The organism is Rickettsia endosymbiont of Oedothorax gibbosus, assembly GCF_936269705.1.
Taxonomy (GTDB): Bacteria; Pseudomonadota; Alphaproteobacteria; order Rickettsiales; family Rickettsiaceae; genus Tisiphia.
In genome coordinates this window covers 2,429,453-2,447,303 of sequence record NZ_OW370493.1, presented here as the reverse complement: position 1 = coordinate 2,447,303, position 17,851 = coordinate 2,429,453, and the positions used below count along the sequence as shown (strand labels likewise).

Sequence of the window (17,851 nt, the reverse complement as noted above, 5' to 3'; positions counted from 1 at the left end):
TAGGGCTTAAATTCTACCTTCAAATTTTATCAAAAAGTGAGCCATAGCTGCGTTCCAGTTCGGAATCGGCATAACCCATTTCTTGGTCATATAATCAATTGCCAAATATAAGGTCTTAAAAACGGCATTATCATTTGGAAAAACCCTTTTATTCTTAGTAACCTTACGTAATTGGCTATTGACAGATTCTATACTATTAGTTGTGTATATTACTTTCCTTATCGCCTCAGGGTATTCTAGAAAAACCATTAAATTTTCCCAATGAACATACCAAGATTTAGCAATTTGTGGATACTGTTTACTCCATTTAGCTTCAAAAGATTCTAAAGCAAGATGTGCTTCTTCCTCTGTGCTAGCAGTATATATAGGCTTTAAATCAGCCGCTAATTCTTTTCGGTCTTTATATGATACATATTTTAAACTATTTCTAATCTGATGTACAATACATAATTGATGTTCGGTTTTCGGAAAAACTGCTTCTATTGCCTCAGACATACCGGTTAAATTATCACTGCAAGCAATAAGCATGTCTTGCATACCTCTGTTCTTCATCTCAGTAAAATTACCAAGCCAAAATTTAGCTCCTTCATTTTCACTGTTCCACAATCCTAAAATATCCTTCCTTCCAGATAAATCAATACCTAATGCTACATATACAGACTTATTGATAATTCGTTTATCTTGACGTACTTTTACTACTAAACAGTCAAAAAATACTATAGCATATACTCGATCCAATGGTCGGCTTTGCCATATCTTGACATCCTCAATTACATCATCAGTAATTTGACTTATCAAACTTTCGCTAACGTCAGCTCCATACAATTCTTGCATTTGAATCTTAATATCAGATAAGCTCATTCCTTTAGCGTATAACGATATTATTTTATCATCAAATCCTTCAATACGTCTTTGACGCTTCGGAATTAATGCAGGTTCAAATGTACTACTTCTATCCCTTGGAACCTCAATCTCTACAACTCCATTATTTGTTATACCAATTGCAATAATTAACACAGTGGTGTAAAATGGGTTTTTAACTGATAAAGGTACTCAAATGGCTAGGTTAATATTACCACAAGGTTTTCATGGTCATGATTTTATAAAAATGATGAAACATGAGCCGCATGGTCGAAATCGTATACGTTTATTGGCGATGTATCACCTTCAATTAGGCAAATCTTTAAAAGCCATATCTGAAATAGTGAAGTCACACTGGAAAACTGTGCAATCATGGCTCAGAAGATTTAGGAATCATGGTTTTGAAGGATTATTTGAATCACAAAGAAGCGGTGCCCCTAGGAAGATTAACACTATACAAGAGTCTGCTCTTTTTGATAAAATCAATACGCTCAGTGAAAGTAAAACTGGTGGGTATATAACTGGAAAGGAGCTACATATCATGTTACTTGAGGAATATGGTGCTAAATGCGCTTTAAAAACAGTCTACAATACTATGCACCGCCTTGGTTTTAGCTGGATTACTTCTCGTTCAATGCATCCAAAGTCAAATCAAGAGACTCAAAATACATATAAAAAAACTTCCCAGACATGTTAACAAAATTATTACCAAAAAATATCGATAGATGTAAAGTTGATATATGGTCTCAGGATGAAACTCGAGTTGGGCAACAAGGTAGCTTAACTCGTATATGGGCTAAGCGTGGCACTAGACCCCGTAAAGTTCGGCAACAGCAATTCATTTCAACATATATTTATGGAGCTGCTTGCCATGATACAGGAGAAGCTTTTGCATTAATTTTACCATATGCAAACACACAGGCAATGAATAAATTCTTAGAAGAGCTTTCTCGCAGTATTCAAGGCAACCGACATATAGCTTTACTAACGGATAATGCAGGTTGGCACACAGCCAAAAAACTAACTGTGCCAAGCAATATCACTTTGATACCGCTTCCGCCCTATGCACCGGAACTTAATGCAATGGAACAAGTTTGGGAATGGATCAAAAATCATTTCTTGTCTAACCAATGTTATGGTGTATATGAAGATATCGTCACTATGGCTTGTTACGCTTGGAATCAATTTGCTCATAATGTAGATTTAGTAAAATCAATTATGTATAGAGACTGGATAAACACACCGTGTTAATTATTGCAATTGGTATTACTAGATTCTTTACTTTACTACCATTACGAACATTATTGCTATCAGTATGACAATATTTATCATATCCTAAGTGATTATTCATCTCTGACTGCAATGCCTTCTCTACAAGCCTTTTGGTTAATTGTTTTAATAAACCATCCTCTTTAAATAAAGTTGATATATCTGTATCATTATTTATTAATAAATCTATTGCTTGATTCATTGCTTCATTTTGTTTGTGACGCATTATAATTTCTCCTTTTGTTATATTATATTTTTATATAACCTTTGAAAAATTTACACACTTATTTGTACAGAGCCTTAAAATCTCCACAAAGTATTTCAAATTGATTTAAAGCTAAAGACCAATCTTTAATAGGCATGGTCCATTTTTTGGCTGCATTTTGTAGGGATAAAAATATTATTTTTTGAATTGACTTATCATCTGGAAACACCCCCTTATTTTTGATAATTTTTCTAATTTGACGATTTACAGATTCTATAGTGTTAGTAGTATAAATTACCTTTCTGATCTCTTCAGGAAAGGCAAAAAACGGTATTATCCCAGACCAATTACGTTGCCAAATATCAGAAATTACCGGATATTTTTTATCCCATTTTACACCAAATTGCTGAAGTTTTAAACGTGCCATTTCGTCATTATTAGCTGTATAAATTTGTTTTAGATCTGATGTGACCTCTTTTAAATCTTTATATGACACATACTTTACTGAATTGCGAACCATATGTACAATACATAATTGTACTATAGTACTCGGGAATACACTGCTTATAGCTTCTGGAAAGCCCTTTAAACCCCACACAAGCAACATAAATTTGTTCAATTCCTCGATTCTTTAACTCAGTAACTACTTGCATCCAAAATTTAGCACCTTCATTTTTGCCTATCCAAATGCCAAGTAACTCCTTTTTCCCTTCTATATTTACAGCAAGTGCTAAATATACTGCTTTATTTATTACTATGTGATTGTCTCTAGATTTTACATAGATACAGTCCAAGTATAATATTGGATACACCCTATCTAAACAACGATTTTGCCACCTAGTTACTTCTTCTATTACCCCATCTGTTATGGTGGATATCAAGTCACCAGATACATCAGTTTACGTCAGTTCGGGATAAGATATAGATGAAATAGTAATAGATAAAAGGATTGTCAAAAAGGAGTGCCTGCAGTATTTATATTTTTAAACAAAAAAACAAACTACAGGCATGAAAAAAGATATCACAGAATTATATAGTTTTATAGATGATTTTTGTAAAATTTATTTGGAGTATGAACAGAGAAAGTTATTACCATCAAATAAGCAAAGAAATCGCTGTTGTAGCATGAGTCTAAGTGAAATGTTAACAATAATAATTATGTTTCATACATCCTATGCTAAGAATTTTAAATTTTTCTATAAAAGTTATATAGAGTGCATGCATAAGGATGATTTTCCCAAAGCCTTGAGTTATAATAGATTTGTTGAATTAATGGCACGATTATTCATACCGCTAAATATGTTGATTCATTTGTTGTTTGGTGAGGAAACAGGTATTTATTTTATTGACTCTACAACGATTAAAGCTTGTCACAATAAAAGGCGTTATAGCAATAAAGTTTTTAAAGGATTAGCCAAACATAGTAAATCCTCTATGGGGTATTTTTATGGTTTTAAATTACATGTAATAATCAATAATAAAGGGGAGTTTATGGCATTAAAAGTGACCAAAGGCAATGTAGATGATAGGGTTCCAGTACCGGAGTTAACAAAAAGATTAACTGGAATTATAGCAGCTGATAAAGGTTATATTAAGCAAAATTTGTTCTTAAATTTATATGAAAGAGGCTTAAAAATGATTCATGGAATTAAGAAGAATATGGAAAATAAATTAATGGATTTGAAAGAAAAAATCTTACTTCGAAAGCGTAACTTAATTGAAACAGTTTTTGATTATCTAAAAAATAAAATGAACCTTGAACATACTAGACATAGATCACCAATAAATGCCTTTGTCCATATATTATCTACTCTTGTTGCTTACTCATTAAAGAAAAATAAACCTTCAACAAAATTTGATTTTAATCTACATGTTCACAATATCCTTATCCCGAATTGACGTGATATTGGATACACCCTATCTAAACAACGATTTTGCCACCTAGTTACTTCTTCTATTACCCCATCTGTTATGGTGGATATCAAGTCACCAGATACATCAGTTTGATATATTTCTTCTAAATGCCCTCGGATCTCGCTGACTGTCATACCGCGACCATAAAGGGATATCACTTTCTCATCAAATCCATTAAATCTCCTCAGCCCTTTTGGTATTAATTGAGGATTATACTCTCCTTCCCGATCTCTTGGTACTTCTACTGTCAGCTTACGACCATCCCCATCAATTACTGTCTTCTCATAGCTACCATTACGACGATTATTATCTACTTTTGCCATCTTGCTATGTTTTGAATATCCTAATTCATGATCCAACTCACTTGCTAATATTTTCTCAACTATTTGCTTCTTTAGCTGTTGAAATAAACCATCTCGACCAAATAACTCCGATGGATCTGCTTTTGATAATAATTCTTCTACTAGCTGATTACTGATGTTTAATGTATCTTTATCTGTATCTAATTTTTTAGCCATAATTCCTCCTTGCTTGCTTAAGTTACTTTTTTTACAGTAATCTCTTACTGCTTTCTTTGCAACTTACACAAACTATAGGACAGACTCGTATTATTCCATTTTTGACTATTAAAGCTGAAGCAATAGCAGTTATCACTAATAATTTTTCAAATCTATCCAATTTTACAATGTGACTTTTTTCAATATCAAAACCACCGCTTTTTAGGTGCAAAAATAGTCGTTCAACACTCCAACGAAATTTATATAAAGCAAAAATATCTTGCTCTATTTCAATTGAAGACACCAGAACCATCAGCTCGCTCTTATCATTTCTATATGCGGTAAAATTAACCTTTCTATTCCATAATATACCACTACAAGCCCTATACTCTAAGGCTTTAACATCACTAAATATTCTTTCAATGGTTAAAGTTCTTAAACCTTTTGTAAGACGAATTTTATGATCCATTTTTAATGGAATAACAAACTTTAGATGGTTATTTATCAGAAAGTCTAACCATTCTTTATTCATAAATTCTCTATCAGCAAGCAAATATTTTATTCTTTCAACGCCAAAATTATTAATAAATTTCTGTAAAAATTCCTTCATAAATTCTGCAGAACACCCACCACCATGCGACAAAGTCTTCCAGAATATTGGCACCGATATTTTACCAATTACCATTACTAAAAATAAAATATTAATATCGGATTTACCAAATTTCCAACTTGTCCTATCCATTGCTACGACATAATTTTTTGAAGCAAAAAAGCTTAATAGCAAATAGCCAACCTTCATATAATCAAAATTAAAATCTTTTAAAAAACGATAAATTCTATGAGTTTTTGACGTCGCTTTAGCATCACCTAAAATACCAAGTGCTAAACCTTTTTGATAAATTGAGCTGCCCGTCAGCAAACTAATTACCATACCAACCAAACATTTTAATCTTGATTTATTTCCGTCTATATATAAAATCAATTCTTGAAGTATTATATTATGCATTTTGTTATAAAAATACCTACCTTATACTACTTCACACCACTCTAAATCAACCATTCTTCTTCATCTTCTCAAAATTGTAGGGTACTATAGCTAATATCTCCCATAACATTTCCATTGATTCAAAGAAAAAAAGGTCTACTAAACTTCTTATTCGTTCCCATAACGATCCTAATCTACCAAATTGCTCCCTCATTTCTTGAAATAATTTATCAACTAATTGGTGTATTTGATGAATAGTAAATGCTAACAAAGTAAAATTGTAGAAATTATAACATAGATTCTCAGAACCATGACCGTAATTATGTTCTATATTATAACCATGATTCTTTAAGCTATTAAAGCATTCGTTCTCTATTTTCCAACGTGCTCTTGCTCCGTCTATTATTGTTTTAGCATTATCTGAGGTGATTTCTAGATCAGTAATCCATTTACCATAATACTGACTTTTGTTACTACCATCTTTCTGCGGCACTAGCTCCCATGCCGCTATATAATTTGTTCTTACCTTAGTGCTAGTAAATAATTCAACATCATTAACCCATTCAATTATCAATTTGTTCCTTCTAAGGCTCAATGTCTCTATCTTTGATTTATCTACAGATTGAACATTATCCATTAATGTCTTATGATTATTGGGTTTTACTTTAAAAATATAATTAGCTTTATGATCACGAATTGTTTCTATCACTGGAGTTGTTGCATATAAGGCATCGGCATTGATTATTATCCCTAATTTATCATGATCCTTTCTAAATCTTGTCAAAAATCTCTTGAAAGCATTCGTCTCACAATCCTCTTTCTCATCACCATCTTGTACACGAATTTCCTCAGGCATTACTGGTATTACTTGTCGTAACCCAAATTTTACAATAGCCCCTTGTAATACTTGATGACAATGATATTGGTTATTTTTATGCCCTCTAATTAGGCAACGTTTACAACTCACTTTATCAGAGCTGTAATATTGTGTACCATCAACATTTAATAAGTATTTACCAGGAAATATTTGATATTGTTCTAGATGCTTCCCTCGTTGTAATTTACTAAATAATTCTTTGAAAATAGGTCTAAACGTTACGTCACTATCTACTTGGTCTATTACGTTCCTCATCCCCTGGTCGCTAGGAAGCGATTGTACTGTAAACATGCTACGCAGATTATTACGTTGTTCCTTCCTTTCCATACGCCTTTGAAATTCTAGCAAAGATACTGATTGAAAATACATACACGCCAAACCAGATAACATAATATCTGCTATACTATTACTACTATTTACACCCCTTCTATCTTCTATACCAGCAAATCTATCTGCAATCATACTTCTGATTGCACTAAAACTTAAATGTTTCTTTGAATGCATAACTTGATACCAATATTATATTGATATTATCTTAGATAATTTATCCAACTTTGACTACTTTTTTAACTATTCCTCTACGAAAAACTTATTCCATATCCTTTTACTTACCTTCCTTCTATGACATATTTGGAATCGCTGGGTTTTAGGTAAGCATCTGGTGAGAGTGGTCTATCAATTGGCATAAGTTTGTAGTAATATTATTTGAGAATAAAATAATTATAGAAATACAAACAATTTAATGCTATAGTCACATGACTTGGAGAGGTGGCCGAGAGGCTGAAGGCGACGGTTTGCTAAACCGTTATACGGGTAACCGTATCGAGGGTTCGAATCCCTCTCTCTCCGCCATTCGGCACAACTTGCTACTTTTTGCAATTCTGTGAATGGAAAAGCCAGAACGTAATGCAGCTTACAGCCCAGCAATTGCAAATATGACATTATAGATACATAGAGAAATTTTAGCATTGTGATCCACTCAACTTTAAGACGAATAATATATTTTTCTGTTAAAGATTTGTATGTATTTTCTTGAATTCTGAGTCAATCATTTAATTTGTGTGTGCGTCAAGATAAGGTGCATTAATCTTACGGGTGAAAGTCCTGTTATGGAAGGAGTAGCTAGCTCCACCATATAGCGAGTCTTGTGCTGCTGAAGGTAACGACAGTAGTAAAGCGTAGACAGCGAAACATCCGAGCCGAAACCAAATGGTGAACGTGATAGCCCTGAAATGATATTGGTAGTGGAAGTCGATGTGCTACACAACGCAGTAGACAAGAGAAAACTAGAGGTCAAACTAGCGAAAATCCGAAAGTTTTCAACCATCGGGGTCTCAGGCGTCAGCGAGTTTGTAGAGATTAATGACACAACTTGAGAAGTCCTTATAACTCTTACTGAGTTAAGTAAGTATTCAAAGTACAAGTGCCGAAACATAAGGCTTTGGAGATGGTGTTAAGGATGGCTGAGTCAGTTGTAGTAGTGATGAAGCTTCGTAATGGGAGTGGAGCGAAGGGCTGACAGAAAGGTAAGAACGTAAGAGGGAAACAATGACCGTACACAGCATAGACGGAAATACATGGTCAACGAAACTTGAGCGTATAAAGTTGCTATCATCACAAAATCAAGACATAAAGTTTAATAATCTTGGACATATTATTGATTTAAAGATGTTAGAAGAACAATATAAGGAACTTGATAGCAAGAAAGCTGTAGGAATAGATGGTATAACCAAAGCGGTTTATGGTAAGAAGTTGGAAGCAAATTTGCTCTCGCTCCTTACTAAAATTCGCAAGGGGCAATATCAAGCTAAACCTGCACGAATTACATTGATTCCAAAAGAAGATGGAGGCAAAAGACCTTTGGTAATATCATGCTTTGAAGACAAGATAATCGAGTCGGCAGTAAGCAAGATATTAAACTCAGTGTTCGAGCCAATATTCTTAAAATGTTCTTACGGGTTTCGACCTAAATTAAACGCCCATGATGCACTTAAGGAGTTGAATAGACTTACGTATAACTTCAATAAAGGAGCTGTAGTTGAAATTGATATAACTAAGTGCTTCAATTCAATCAAACATTCTGAGTTGATGGGATTCCTAAGAAAGAGAATATCTGACAAAAGATTCCTAAGACTAGTTATGAAACTGATGGAAACACCAATTATAGAAAACGGCATTACAGTTACTAACAAGGAAGGATGCCGCCAAGGGTCTAAAACATCACCAATTTTGGCAAATGTCTTCCTACATTATGTTATTGACTGTTGGTTTGCTAAAATCAGCAAGGAAAACATAAGAGGGCAAACTGGAATGGTGAGGTATTGTGACGATATGGTGTTCGTCTTTGAGAATGAAGAAGACGCGAGGAAGTTTTATGAGGTTTTGCCCAAAAGATTAAACAAGTATGGCTTGAACATCAATGAAGCTAAATCGCAGATGATTCAGTCCGGTAGATACCATGCTGAGGACTTAGCTAAGCAAGGTAAGAAGATCAAGAGTTATAATTTTCTTGGCTTTACTTGCTATTGGGGTAAATCAAGGTTTGGTAACATATGGAGATTAAAATATACCACAAGGAAAGATCGATTTACCGAGAAGCTTAAAGGGCTAAGAGAATATCTACGAAGTCACCTTAATGAGAGGGGCAAAGAACAGATATTATTGCAAGTCATTAGAGCTACAAAGGGGTGGATCAATTATCATGGTATATCAGATAATCAAAGACGAGTAAGTTCATTTATTCACCAAACTAGGCGAGCAATATATGGGTGGTTTAATAGAATGGGTGGGAAGCGTAAGATGAATTGGCAAAGATTAGCTGAAATACTCAAAAGGGTCGACTTTCCAAATAAGTGGAAGACCATTTCAATGTTCTAAAACCAACAAAAAAAAATAGGGTACAAGCCTATCTTACCTTTCGGGAGCCGGATGCGGTAGCTCTGCATGTCCGGTTCTGAGGAGGGGCTTAACCAAGCAATTGGTTAGGTCTACTCACAAAGTTCATTTTTTATTTTCCAATAAATCATATTTAAAATCTCCACAAAGTATTTCAAATTGATTTAAAGCTAAAGACCAATCTTTAATAGGCATGGTCCATTTTTTGGCTGCATTTTGTAGGGATAAAAATATTATTTTTTGAATTGACTTATCATCTGGAAACACCCCCTTATTTTTGATAATTTTTCTAATTTGACGATTTACAGATTCTATAGTGTTAGTAGTATAAATTACCTTTCTGTTCTCTTCAGGAAAGGCAAAAAACGGTATTATCCCAGACCAATTACGTTGCCAAATATCAGAAATTACCGGATATTTTTTATCCCATTTTACACCAAATTGCTGAAGTTTTAAACGTGCCATTTCGTCATTATTAGCTGTATAAATTTGTTTTAGATCTGATGTGACCTCTTTTAAATCTTTATATGACACATACTTTACTGAATTGCGAACCATATGTACAATACATAATTGTACTATAGTACTCGGGAATACACTGCTTATAGCTTCTGGAAAGCCCTTTAAACCCCACACAAGCAACATAAATTTGTTCAATTCCTCGATTCTTTAACTCAGTAACTACTTGCATCCAAAATTTAGCACCTTCATTTTTGCCTATCCAAATGCCAAGTAACTCCTTTTTCCCTTCTATATTTACAGCAAGTGCTAAATATACTGCTTTATTTATTACTATGTGATTGTCTCTAGATTTTACATAGATACAGTCCAAGTATAATATTGGATACACCCTATCTAAACAACGATTTTGCCACCTAGTTACTTCTTCTATTACCCCATCTGTTATGGTGGATATCAAGTCACCAGATACATCAGTTTGATATATTTCTTCTAAATGCCCTCGGATCTCGCTGACTGTCATACCGCGACCATAAAGGGATATCACTTTCTCATCAAATCCATTAAATCTCCTCAGCCCTTTTGGTATTAATTGAGGATTATACTCTCCTTCCCGATCTCTTGGTACTTCTACTGTCAGCTTACGACCATCCCCATCAATTACTGTCTTCTCATAGCTACCATTACGACGATTATTATCTACTTTTGGCATCTTGCTATGTTTTGAATATCCTAATTCATGATCCAACTCACTTGCTAATATTTTCTCAACTATTTGCTTCTTTAGCTGTTGAAATAAACCATCTCGACCAAATAACTCCGATGGATCTGCTTTTGATAATAATTCTTCTACTAGCTGATTACTGATGTTTAATGTATCTTTATCTGTATCTAATTTTTTAGCCATAATTCCTCCTTGCTTGCTTAAGTTACTTTTTTTACAGTAATCTCTTACTGCTTTCTTTGCAACTTACACAAACTATAGGACAGACTCAAAAAATTAAATTGTAGAGCCTTTCTAATTAAGTGTGTAAATTTTTCATAGGGCTTAAATTCTACCTTCAAATTTTATCAAAAAGTGAGCCATAGCTGCGTTCCAGTTCGGAATCGGCATAACCCATTTCTTGGTCATATAATCAATTGCCAAATATAAGGTCTTAAAAACGGCATTATCATTTGGAAAAACCCTTTTATTCTTAGTAACCTTACGTAATTGGCTATTGACAGATTCTATACTATTAGTTGTGTATATTACTTTCCTTATCGCCTCAGGGTATTCTAGAAAAACCATTAAATTTTCCCAATGAACATACCAAGATTTAGCAATTTGTGGATACTGTTTACTCCATTTAGCTTCAAAAGATTCTAAAGCAAGATGTGCTTCTTCCTCTGTGCTAGCAGTATATATAGGCTTTAAATCAGCCGCTAATTCTTTTCGGTCTTTATATGATACATATTTTAAACTATTTCTAATCTGATGTACAATACATAATTGATGTTCGGTTTTCGGAAAAACTGCTTCTATTGCCTCAGACATACCGGTTAAATTATCACTGCAAGCAATAAGCATGTCTTGCATACCTCTGTTCTTCATCTCAGTAAAATTACCAAGCCAAAATTTAGCTCCTTCATTTTCACTGTTCCACAATCCTAAAATATCCTTCCTTCCAGATAAATCAATACCTAATGCTACATATACAGACTTATTGATAATTCGTTTATCTTGACGTACTTTTACTACTAAACAGTCAAAAAATACTATAGCATATACTCGATCCAATGGTCGGCTTTGCCATATCTTGACATCCTCAATTACATCATCAGTAATTTGACTTATCAAACTTTCGCTAACGTCAGCTCCATACAATTCTTGCATTTGAATCTTAATATCAGATAAGCTCATTCCTTTAGCGTATAACGATATTATTTTATCATCAAATCCTTCAATACGTCTTTGACGCTTCGGAATTAATGCAGGTTCAAATGTACTACTTCTATCCCTTGGAACCTCAATCTCTACAACTCCATTATTTGTTACTAGATTCTTTACTTTACTACCATTACGAACATTATTGCTATCAGTATGACAATATTTATCATATCCTAAGTGATTATTCATCTCTGACTGCAATGCCTTCTCTACAAGCCTTTTGGTTAATTGTTTTAATAAACCATCCTCTTTAAATAAAGTTGATATATCTGTATCATTATTTATTAATAAATCTATTGCTTGATTCATTGCTTCATTTTGTTTGTGACGCATTATAATTTCTCCTTTTGTTATATTATATTTTTATATAACCTTTGAAAAATTTACACACTTATTTGTACAGAGCCAAATTAAATTGTTGTTTTTATACAATATTTTTTTCAAAATATACACATTCTGGAGTTTTATAATCCAAAGCTTGATGCATCCTTTGTCTATTATAAAAGTCCATATATTCGTTAATTGCTGTCTTTGCCTCCTTTACTGTTGTTAAAATAATCCGATAAATTTTTTCCTGTTTTAATGATCGCCAAAAACGTTCAATAAAAATATTATCTAAGGCTCGTCCCTTACCATCCATACTAATCAAGATATTATGTAGCTTTAGCATACTAATAAAATTCTCCGAGGTAAATTGTACTCCTTGATCAGTATTAAATATTTTTGGCATACCATATTTTTCTATAGCGTCTTCAAGGGCTGTTACACAAAATTCACTTTCCAAACTAATGGAGATTCGCCAACTTAGAATATAACGACTATACCAGTCAATAATAGCTACTAAATATACGAACCCTTGGCTCAGTCTTATATACGTTATATCTGCACTCCAAACCTGGTTTGGCAATACTATTTCTAATCCTTTTAGTAAATAAGGATATATTTTATGCGCTTGATTCCTCTTGCTTAAATTTATTTTAGGATAAACAGCTTCAAGACCCATTATCTTGTAGTAACGTCTAACAGCTTTACGACCTACCGAAAAACCTTGGGCTTGTAAATATTTAGCCATCCGCCGCATACCATAATATGGATGCATAGTATAGGTCTCATCAATTATTGCCATAATCTTGATATCTTGTTCACTAATACCAGTAGGTTGATAGTAATAGGTTGACCTGCTAATATCCAATAACTTACACTGTTGTACAATTGTTAACTTATTATGATTAGGCTCTATCATATTACACCTAACCTTTAATTCCAAACAATGCAGATTTTTTTTTGAGCCAGTCACACTCAACGCTTAACTGACCAATTTGCTCATATAGATTCTTGATTAACCCCTGCTGATTTGGATCAGCACTCTGTGTTTTATTCTTAAAACCTTGTACTAACAACTCAAGACCTTGTTTTTTCCAGTTACTTATCTGTGTTGCATGAACACCATACTTACTGGTTATCTGGGCTATTGTTAGCTCTCCCTTAATTGCTTCTATGACAATTTTGGCTTTCTCCTCAGCACTATATTGCCTTACTTGTTTTTTCATCTCTAGCTCTCCTTGTTTGCTAAAGAATTCTATCTCATTTTTCTTATTTTTCTGTCCAAAATATTGGAACCATTATAGTAAATATAGAAGGGAAAAAGGAGTTACTTGGCATTTGGATAGGCAAAAATGAAGGTGCTAAATTTTGGATGCAAGTAGTTACTGAGTTAAAGAATCGAGGAATTGAACAAATTTATGTTGCTTGTGTGGATGGTTTAAAGGGCTTTCCAGAAGCTATAAGCAGTGTATTCCCGAGTACTATAGTACAATTATGTATTGTACATATGGTTCGCAATTCAGTAAAGTATGTGTCATATAAAGATTTAAAAGAGGTCACATCAGATCTAAAACAAATTTATACAGCTAATAATGACGAAATGGCACGTTTAAAACTTCAGCAATTTGGTGTAAAATGGGATAAAAAATATCTGGTAATTTCTGATATTTGGCAACGTAATTGGTCTGGGATAATACCGTTTTTTGCCTTTCCTGAAGAGAACAGAAAGGTAATTTATACTACTAACACTATAGAATCTGTAAATCGTCAAATTAGAAAAATTATCAAAAATAAGGGGGTGTTTCCAGATGATAAGTCAATTCAAAAAATAATATTTTTATCCCTACAAAATGCAGCCAAAAAATGGACCATGCCTATTAAAGATTGGTCTTTAGCTTTAAATCAATTTGAAATACTTTGTGGAGATTTTAAATATGATTTATTGGAAAATAAAAAATGAACTTACACAAATTAAATGATTGACTCACTATCAATGGCATTCGGTTAAGCTGTTATCCCTCTTAAATTAAGAACTAACCTTATTAATTTTAGGTTATAGAGAAGAGAGTTCCTACATGTTTTATCATATTTTTTAATAAGGCAAGCAATAATAGTACCCATTTTTAGAAACTAAGCACAATAACTCATGACCTCCAAGCTGGATTTTCTTAACCGAATGCCATTGATTACACTATAACCCCTCTCTAAACAGCTAATTTGGGTTTATTTTTTCTGAGTAAGAGAATGAATAAAAGATTTGCTAAGACCAGTTACAGCAGAAATAAAAGCAACATCAGAGCCCTGAGCTAACATTTTCTTTGCTATTTCAACTCTCTCTTCAGCTTTACCTTCAGCTTTACCTTCAGCTTTACCTTCAGCTTTACCGACCTGGATGCCTTGGACTATACCTTTTTCTATACCCTCATCAATATATTTCTCAGCAATAGTTCTCATAATATTCCCCTCTTCTGTTGCAGTTAAATGACTCGCTATTAGCCTTTCTAGCTCTTGTTGCTTACCTTCTTCTATCTTAGCCTCACTATACCATAAAAACGATCTTATGTAAATATAGCCTGTTGACTTATCTATACTAATATAGGATTTAAAATTTGTTAAAAGTTCATCCCACACCTTCAATATATCTCGCTGCTGTACATATTTCATCATATATTCTAACATGCCAAAATGTTGCTTCTGCTTTATCTCATCATCAGACATTGATTGTAAATCTATTAGCTTATAATCCTCACACATCAATTGCTTTGCAAGTTTGGGATCGCTAAATAATTCAAACAAATTCTTTGGCACATTAAATCTTCTAGTACCATGATAAAACACCATTGGTACTATCAACGGTATTTTATTTCTACCTTTTTTATGTCTTTCAGCTAATAGCAACATATATTTCCATAATTTGAGTGCCATCCAATATTTTGGTCTTATCTCCGCCTCAATCAACACATACACAAAGGCTTGCTCATTATCTTTAGTCTTAACAGAATAGACTAAATCACTAAGAGCTCTTTTTAGGTCATCCTCAACAAATGATTCTTTCTCTATTGTTATTTTGGTTAAATCAACTATTTCCTTAACCTCTTCTGGTAAATAATGCTCCAAAAATTCTTGAGCTGCTATTTGATTGACCATTATCTTTTTAAATAATGCATCATGTTTTAGTTGAGTTGACATATTCTTGATTAGTTAATTATTATTATTTTTAATATAACCTATATAGTAGCTTTAACTATTATTCCCTGGTTTTTCTGAGTCTCTGCTGCATTTTGTAATTCATTTTTTATTTCCTTACCTATTACTGATTGTGGATTAATATATTGCATCACTTGTTTATCTTTGCCTATGGCAACTAAGTAATCTTCTGGTACGGCGTAGCTTTTACCTCTAAAATCATTTATTACTATATCGCAGAATCTAACATTACCTAAATTATAATTAGGAGCAAACTTATTTTTCATTATTTGCAAATCTTTTGTTATTTTCTGCTCAATAGCTTTAGAACAACTATTCTTGCTATAGAGAATAAAAGACTCTATGCCTTTTTCCTTATATATTTGCAAGGCTGTATTTATGTTCTCCTTAGTAGTAAATCTTTCCAATGATTTTATTTGCCATTGAAACTTCTGTAATATATCGTGATTTGCTGATTTCCCAAGTTCTAGTTCTATAGATTTGATTTGTGATTTATTATTGTCAGCATTATTAACTGGTTTTAATGACTCAGTAAATTTAGTTGTTTTTTCGTTTAGTGTTTCATTTGATATTAATTTTGCTATTTCAGGTTCTATAAACTTTTTAATAGATTCTGCTCCTTGAGCTTTGAGCATATCATTAAAATCCCCCATATCTTGCGGCATTATTACTGATACTACTGCACCCTTAGCTGTTAATTGTTCTTTAGCTTTAATGACACTACTAACTGATACGGCACTTTGTCCATCATTATCTGCCGCAATGATTATCTTCTCTCCTTTTGTAGGTTGATAATTCTTAATATTACTTATACCTAAACTACAGATGATTTTACCTTTAATACCTGCTTCCTGCAAACTTAAAGCTGTTTCTACTCCTTCTGCTATAATTGTTATGTTACTCCTTGACTTATTCCCTTGTTGATTATCTTGTTGAATTTCTACAAAACAACCACTAATTTTACCAAATGAACGTTTATTAACGGCAATATCAGCTTTAGCACCTGTTTCTTGGTTTAAATAGATCGATTGTCCACCAGTGATTCTACCTTCTTGATCTCGTGCGAAGGCAATTAAGGCTGGATAATATTGTTTGCTGCCATTATCCCACATCATGTTAGTTCTTATATCCCTACTGAGCTTAAATTTCTCTAATACTGCCTTAATTCCACGGTGCTTACTTAAATATTGTCTAGCTACATTATTATTAGTAGAATGTAGTATTGAGCTTGATTTTTCATATAATCCTTCCGCTCGTTTTATCTTAGCTGCTTCTTTATCTTGTTACTGTTGATTCTGGGTTTTATCTTGCCTGTAAGACTTATCTACTACCAAATCTACTAGTAGGTCTTGTTTATAGACAGTTGGCATACCAACCATTTCTTGTAAATATTTCTTGGCTTCAACAAAGTTACATTTTCTTTCTCTTTGTACTAAGGTAAATAAGTCTCCACCTTCACCTTTACTAAAATCGTACCATATTCCAGCCTTACCTCCTTTAATCTTCATTGCTATTTTACCATCTTTTTCCCAGCGTAATATATAATTATTGGATAAAAGCTCATTTGGTCTGCCAAGAAGACTATGTGCTATGTCTTCAGCTTTGAAAGATAGTAATTGCTTTAACTTTAGACTCTCTTGCTTGTTAATAAAATCATAATTAATGTTATTTGTCATATTTTTATTTTTTATATTATCCTGAGTAGAAGCATAATTTGTCATAATATCTTCTTGTAACTTAGTATTTATTTTTGGTTCTTGTTTATTACTATTAGTTAACATTTGACAAGAGTTGTTTAACCCTTCTTGCAGTTGATTATTTTGAGCAAGATTTACGCTAGTCTGCTGCAAAACTTCTACTACTTTAACAAGTGACTCTGCTTTTACTGTCTGTTGATAATATTGCTTATTATTATGCAATCTATCCTCTATGTCATTGGCTACATATTTAAACCAATCACCTACTTTATTGATGATAGTAGGATTTTTATCTTCATTCATTTTATTTAAATCTTCTAAAGTTTTAAAATGCATACTTGCTAGCCTATTATCTATCCTAGCAAGTTGTGATATTAAACTTGCCATATTTCTTGTAGCCTGCCTATTACAGTACAGCTTGACTTGTTCTACATGCCTGGTCATCTCAACATAAGAGTTCCGAACATTACCAGCTAGATTATGTAAGACATATACATCTTTAATTGATGCTCCTTGAGCTTTATAGACTGTAGAAGCATAGCCGTGTTTAAAACTTATCCCTTCTGGATTAAATGCTATTTCTCTACCTTGATCTGTTTTAGCAACAAACTTATTGTTACTTACTGAAACTAGAGTAGCAAATTCACCATTTTCTATTTGTAACTCTTTGTCAGTAGCCTTAAATAAAATACGATCTCCTACCATATAATCTTCATATTGCTTATCTGATT

13 protein-coding genes, 1 tRNA gene and 5 pseudogenes are annotated in these 17,851 nt (G+C 33.0%); 6 read left to right on the top strand and 13 right to left on the bottom strand.

Going from position 1 to position 17,851, the window contains the following annotated elements; all coding sequences use genetic code 11:
• Positions 1-6: 6 nt before the first annotated feature.
• A pseudogene (locus tag NBW66_RS13435) lies at positions 7-996 on the bottom strand (IS256 family transposase); the annotation flags it as partial.
• A gap of 61 nt (positions 997-1,057) precedes the next feature.
• Here NBW66_RS13435 and NBW66_RS13430 point away from each other — a divergent pair.
• The gene (locus NBW66_RS13430) at positions 1,058-1,558 is read left to right on the top strand and encodes a helix-turn-helix domain-containing protein (protein ID WP_250310542.1); all 501 of its coding nucleotides are present in this window, start codon (positions 1,058-1,060) and stop codon (positions 1,556-1,558) included.
• Positions 1,552-2,112 carry an IS630 family transposase gene (locus NBW66_RS13425; protein ID WP_250310543.1) on the top strand — a complete coding sequence of 187 codons (561 nt, stop codon included), beginning with the start codon at positions 1,552-1,554 and terminating at the stop codon, positions 2,110-2,112. Before NBW66_RS13430 ends, NBW66_RS13425 begins: the two co-directional genes overlap by 7 nt.
• On the opposite strand, the pseudogene NBW66_RS14700 reads toward NBW66_RS13425, so the two are convergent.
• A pseudogene (locus tag NBW66_RS14700) lies at positions 2,111-2,356 on the bottom strand (transposase); the annotation flags it as partial. The gene NBW66_RS13425 and the pseudogene NBW66_RS14700 overlap by 2 nt on opposite strands.
• 58 nt (positions 2,357-2,414) lie before the next feature.
• A pseudogene (locus tag NBW66_RS13415) lies at positions 2,415-3,231 on the bottom strand (IS256 family transposase); the annotation flags it as partial.
• 112 nt (positions 3,232-3,343) lie between these two features.
• Between NBW66_RS13415 and NBW66_RS13410 the strand changes: the two are divergent.
• Entirely contained in the window at positions 3,344-4,234 is an 891-nt protein-coding gene (locus tag NBW66_RS13410) for an IS982 family transposase (protein WP_250310582.1), read from the top strand.
• Here the strand turns inward: NBW66_RS13410 and NBW66_RS13405 are convergent.
• Genes NBW66_RS13405 through NBW66_RS13395 form a run of 3 tightly spaced genes read right to left on the bottom strand, consistent with a single transcriptional unit; the run spans position 4,210 to position 7,112 of the window.
• On the bottom strand, positions 4,210-4,767 hold the full coding sequence (locus NBW66_RS13405) for a transposase (RefSeq protein ID WP_250311275.1): 558 nt from the start codon (positions 4,765-4,767) through the stop codon (positions 4,210-4,212). The two genes, NBW66_RS13410 and NBW66_RS13405, sit on opposite strands and share 25 nt — an antisense overlap.
• A gap of 31 nt (positions 4,768-4,798) precedes the next feature.
• Complete coding sequence (locus NBW66_RS13400; protein ID WP_250311274.1) at positions 4,799-5,752, bottom strand: transposase; 954 nt, start codon at positions 5,750-5,752, stop codon at positions 4,799-4,801.
• A 46-nt stretch (positions 5,753-5,798) separates the two neighbouring features.
• Positions 5,799-7,112: a transposase gene (locus tag NBW66_RS13395; protein ID WP_250311273.1), complete on the bottom strand. Its 1,314-nt coding sequence runs from the start codon at positions 7,110-7,112 to the stop codon at positions 5,799-5,801.
• Between the two features lie 258 nt (positions 7,113-7,370).
• Between NBW66_RS13395 and NBW66_RS13390 the strand changes: the two genes are divergently transcribed.
• Positions 7,371-7,460: transfer RNA gene (locus NBW66_RS13390), tRNA-Ser, on the top strand.
• Between the two features lie 696 nt (positions 7,461-8,156).
• Positions 8,157-9,485 (top strand): reverse transcriptase domain-containing protein, encoded by a 1,329-nt coding sequence (locus tag NBW66_RS13385; protein WP_250310618.1) that lies wholly within the window; start codon positions 8,157-8,159, stop codon positions 9,483-9,485.
• 123 nt (positions 9,486-9,608) lie between these two features.
• On the opposite strand, the pseudogene NBW66_RS13380 reads toward NBW66_RS13385, so the two are convergent.
• The 4 genes and pseudogenes from NBW66_RS13380 to NBW66_RS13365 all read right to left on the bottom strand — a co-directional run bounded on the left by NBW66_RS13380 (position 9,609) and on the right by NBW66_RS13365 (position 13,442).
• Positions 9,609-10,869: pseudogene (locus tag NBW66_RS13380) on the bottom strand (IS256 family transposase).
• 141 nt (positions 10,870-11,010) lie between these two features.
• Positions 11,011-12,225 carry an IS256 family transposase gene (locus NBW66_RS13375; RefSeq protein WP_250310568.1) on the bottom strand — a complete coding sequence of 405 codons (1,215 nt, stop codon included), beginning with the start codon at positions 12,223-12,225 and terminating at the stop codon, positions 11,011-11,013.
• 91 nt (positions 12,226-12,316) lie between these two features.
• Complete coding sequence (locus NBW66_RS13370; RefSeq protein WP_250310664.1) at positions 12,317-13,135, bottom strand: IS3 family transposase; 819 nt, start codon at positions 13,133-13,135, stop codon at positions 12,317-12,319.
• Between the two features lie 7 nt (positions 13,136-13,142).
• Entirely contained in the window at positions 13,143-13,442 is a 300-nt protein-coding gene (locus tag NBW66_RS13365) for a transposase (protein WP_094649795.1), read from the bottom strand.
• Positions 13,443-13,519: 77 nt separating this feature from the next.
• Here NBW66_RS13365 and NBW66_RS13360 point away from each other — a divergent pair.
• A pseudogene (locus tag NBW66_RS13360) lies at positions 13,520-14,176 on the top strand (IS256 family transposase); the annotation flags it as partial.
• 263 nt (positions 14,177-14,439) lie between these two features.
• On the opposite strand, the gene NBW66_RS13355 reads toward NBW66_RS13360, so the two are convergent.
• Genes NBW66_RS13355 through NBW66_RS15120 form a run of 3 tightly spaced genes read right to left on the bottom strand, consistent with a single transcriptional unit; the run spans position 14,440 to position 17,825 of the window.
• Entirely contained in the window at positions 14,440-15,405 is a 966-nt protein-coding gene (locus NBW66_RS13355; RefSeq protein WP_250311272.1) for an Rpn family recombination-promoting nuclease/putative transposase, read from the bottom strand.
• A 38-nt stretch (positions 15,406-15,443) separates the two neighbouring features.
• Positions 15,444-16,685: a toprim domain-containing protein gene (locus NBW66_RS15125; protein ID WP_458693587.1), complete on the bottom strand. Its 1,242-nt coding sequence runs from the start codon at positions 16,683-16,685 to the stop codon at positions 15,444-15,446.
• A gap of 21 nt (positions 16,686-16,706) precedes the next feature.
• Positions 16,707-17,825 (bottom strand): hypothetical protein, encoded by a 1,119-nt coding sequence (locus NBW66_RS15120; protein WP_410525803.1) that lies wholly within the window; start codon positions 17,823-17,825, stop codon positions 16,707-16,709.
• Positions 17,826-17,851: the final 26 nt, after the last annotated feature.

Coding starts and splice junctions, on each gene's coding strand:
- NBW66_RS13430 (WP_250310542.1), top strand. CDS start 1,058: ATGGCTAGGTTAATATTACCACAAGGTTTTCATGGTCATGATTTTATA.
- NBW66_RS13425 (WP_250310543.1), top strand. CDS start 1,552: ATGTTAACAAAATTATTACCAAAAAATATCGATAGATGTAAAGTTGAT.
- NBW66_RS13410 (WP_250310582.1), top strand. CDS start 3,344: ATGAAAAAAGATATCACAGAATTATATAGTTTTATAGATGATTTTTGT.
- NBW66_RS13405 (WP_250311275.1), bottom strand. CDS start 4,767: ATGGCTAAAAAATTAGATACAGATAAAGATACATTAAACATCAGTAAT.
- NBW66_RS13400 (WP_250311274.1), bottom strand. CDS start 5,752: ATGCATAATATAATACTTCAAGAATTGATTTTATATATAGACGGAAAT.
- NBW66_RS13395 (WP_250311273.1), bottom strand. CDS start 7,112: ATGCATTCAAAGAAACATTTAAGTTTTAGTGCAATCAGAAGTATGATT.
- NBW66_RS13385 (WP_250310618.1), top strand. CDS start 8,157: ATGACCGTACACAGCATAGACGGAAATACATGGTCAACGAAACTTGAG.
- NBW66_RS13375 (WP_250310568.1), bottom strand. CDS start 12,225: ATGCGTCACAAACAAAATGAAGCAATGAATCAAGCAATAGATTTATTA.
- NBW66_RS13370 (WP_250310664.1), bottom strand. CDS start 13,135: ATGATAGAGCCTAATCATAATAAGTTAACAATTGTACAACAGTGTAAG.
- NBW66_RS13365 (WP_094649795.1), bottom strand. CDS start 13,442: ATGAAAAAACAAGTAAGGCAATATAGTGCTGAGGAGAAAGCCAAAATT.
- NBW66_RS13355 (WP_250311272.1), bottom strand. CDS start 15,405: ATGTCAACTCAACTAAAACATGATGCATTATTTAAAAAGATAATGGTC.
- NBW66_RS15120 (WP_410525803.1), bottom strand. CDS start 17,825: ATGGTAGGAGATCGTATTTTATTTAAGGCTACTGACAAAGAGTTACAA.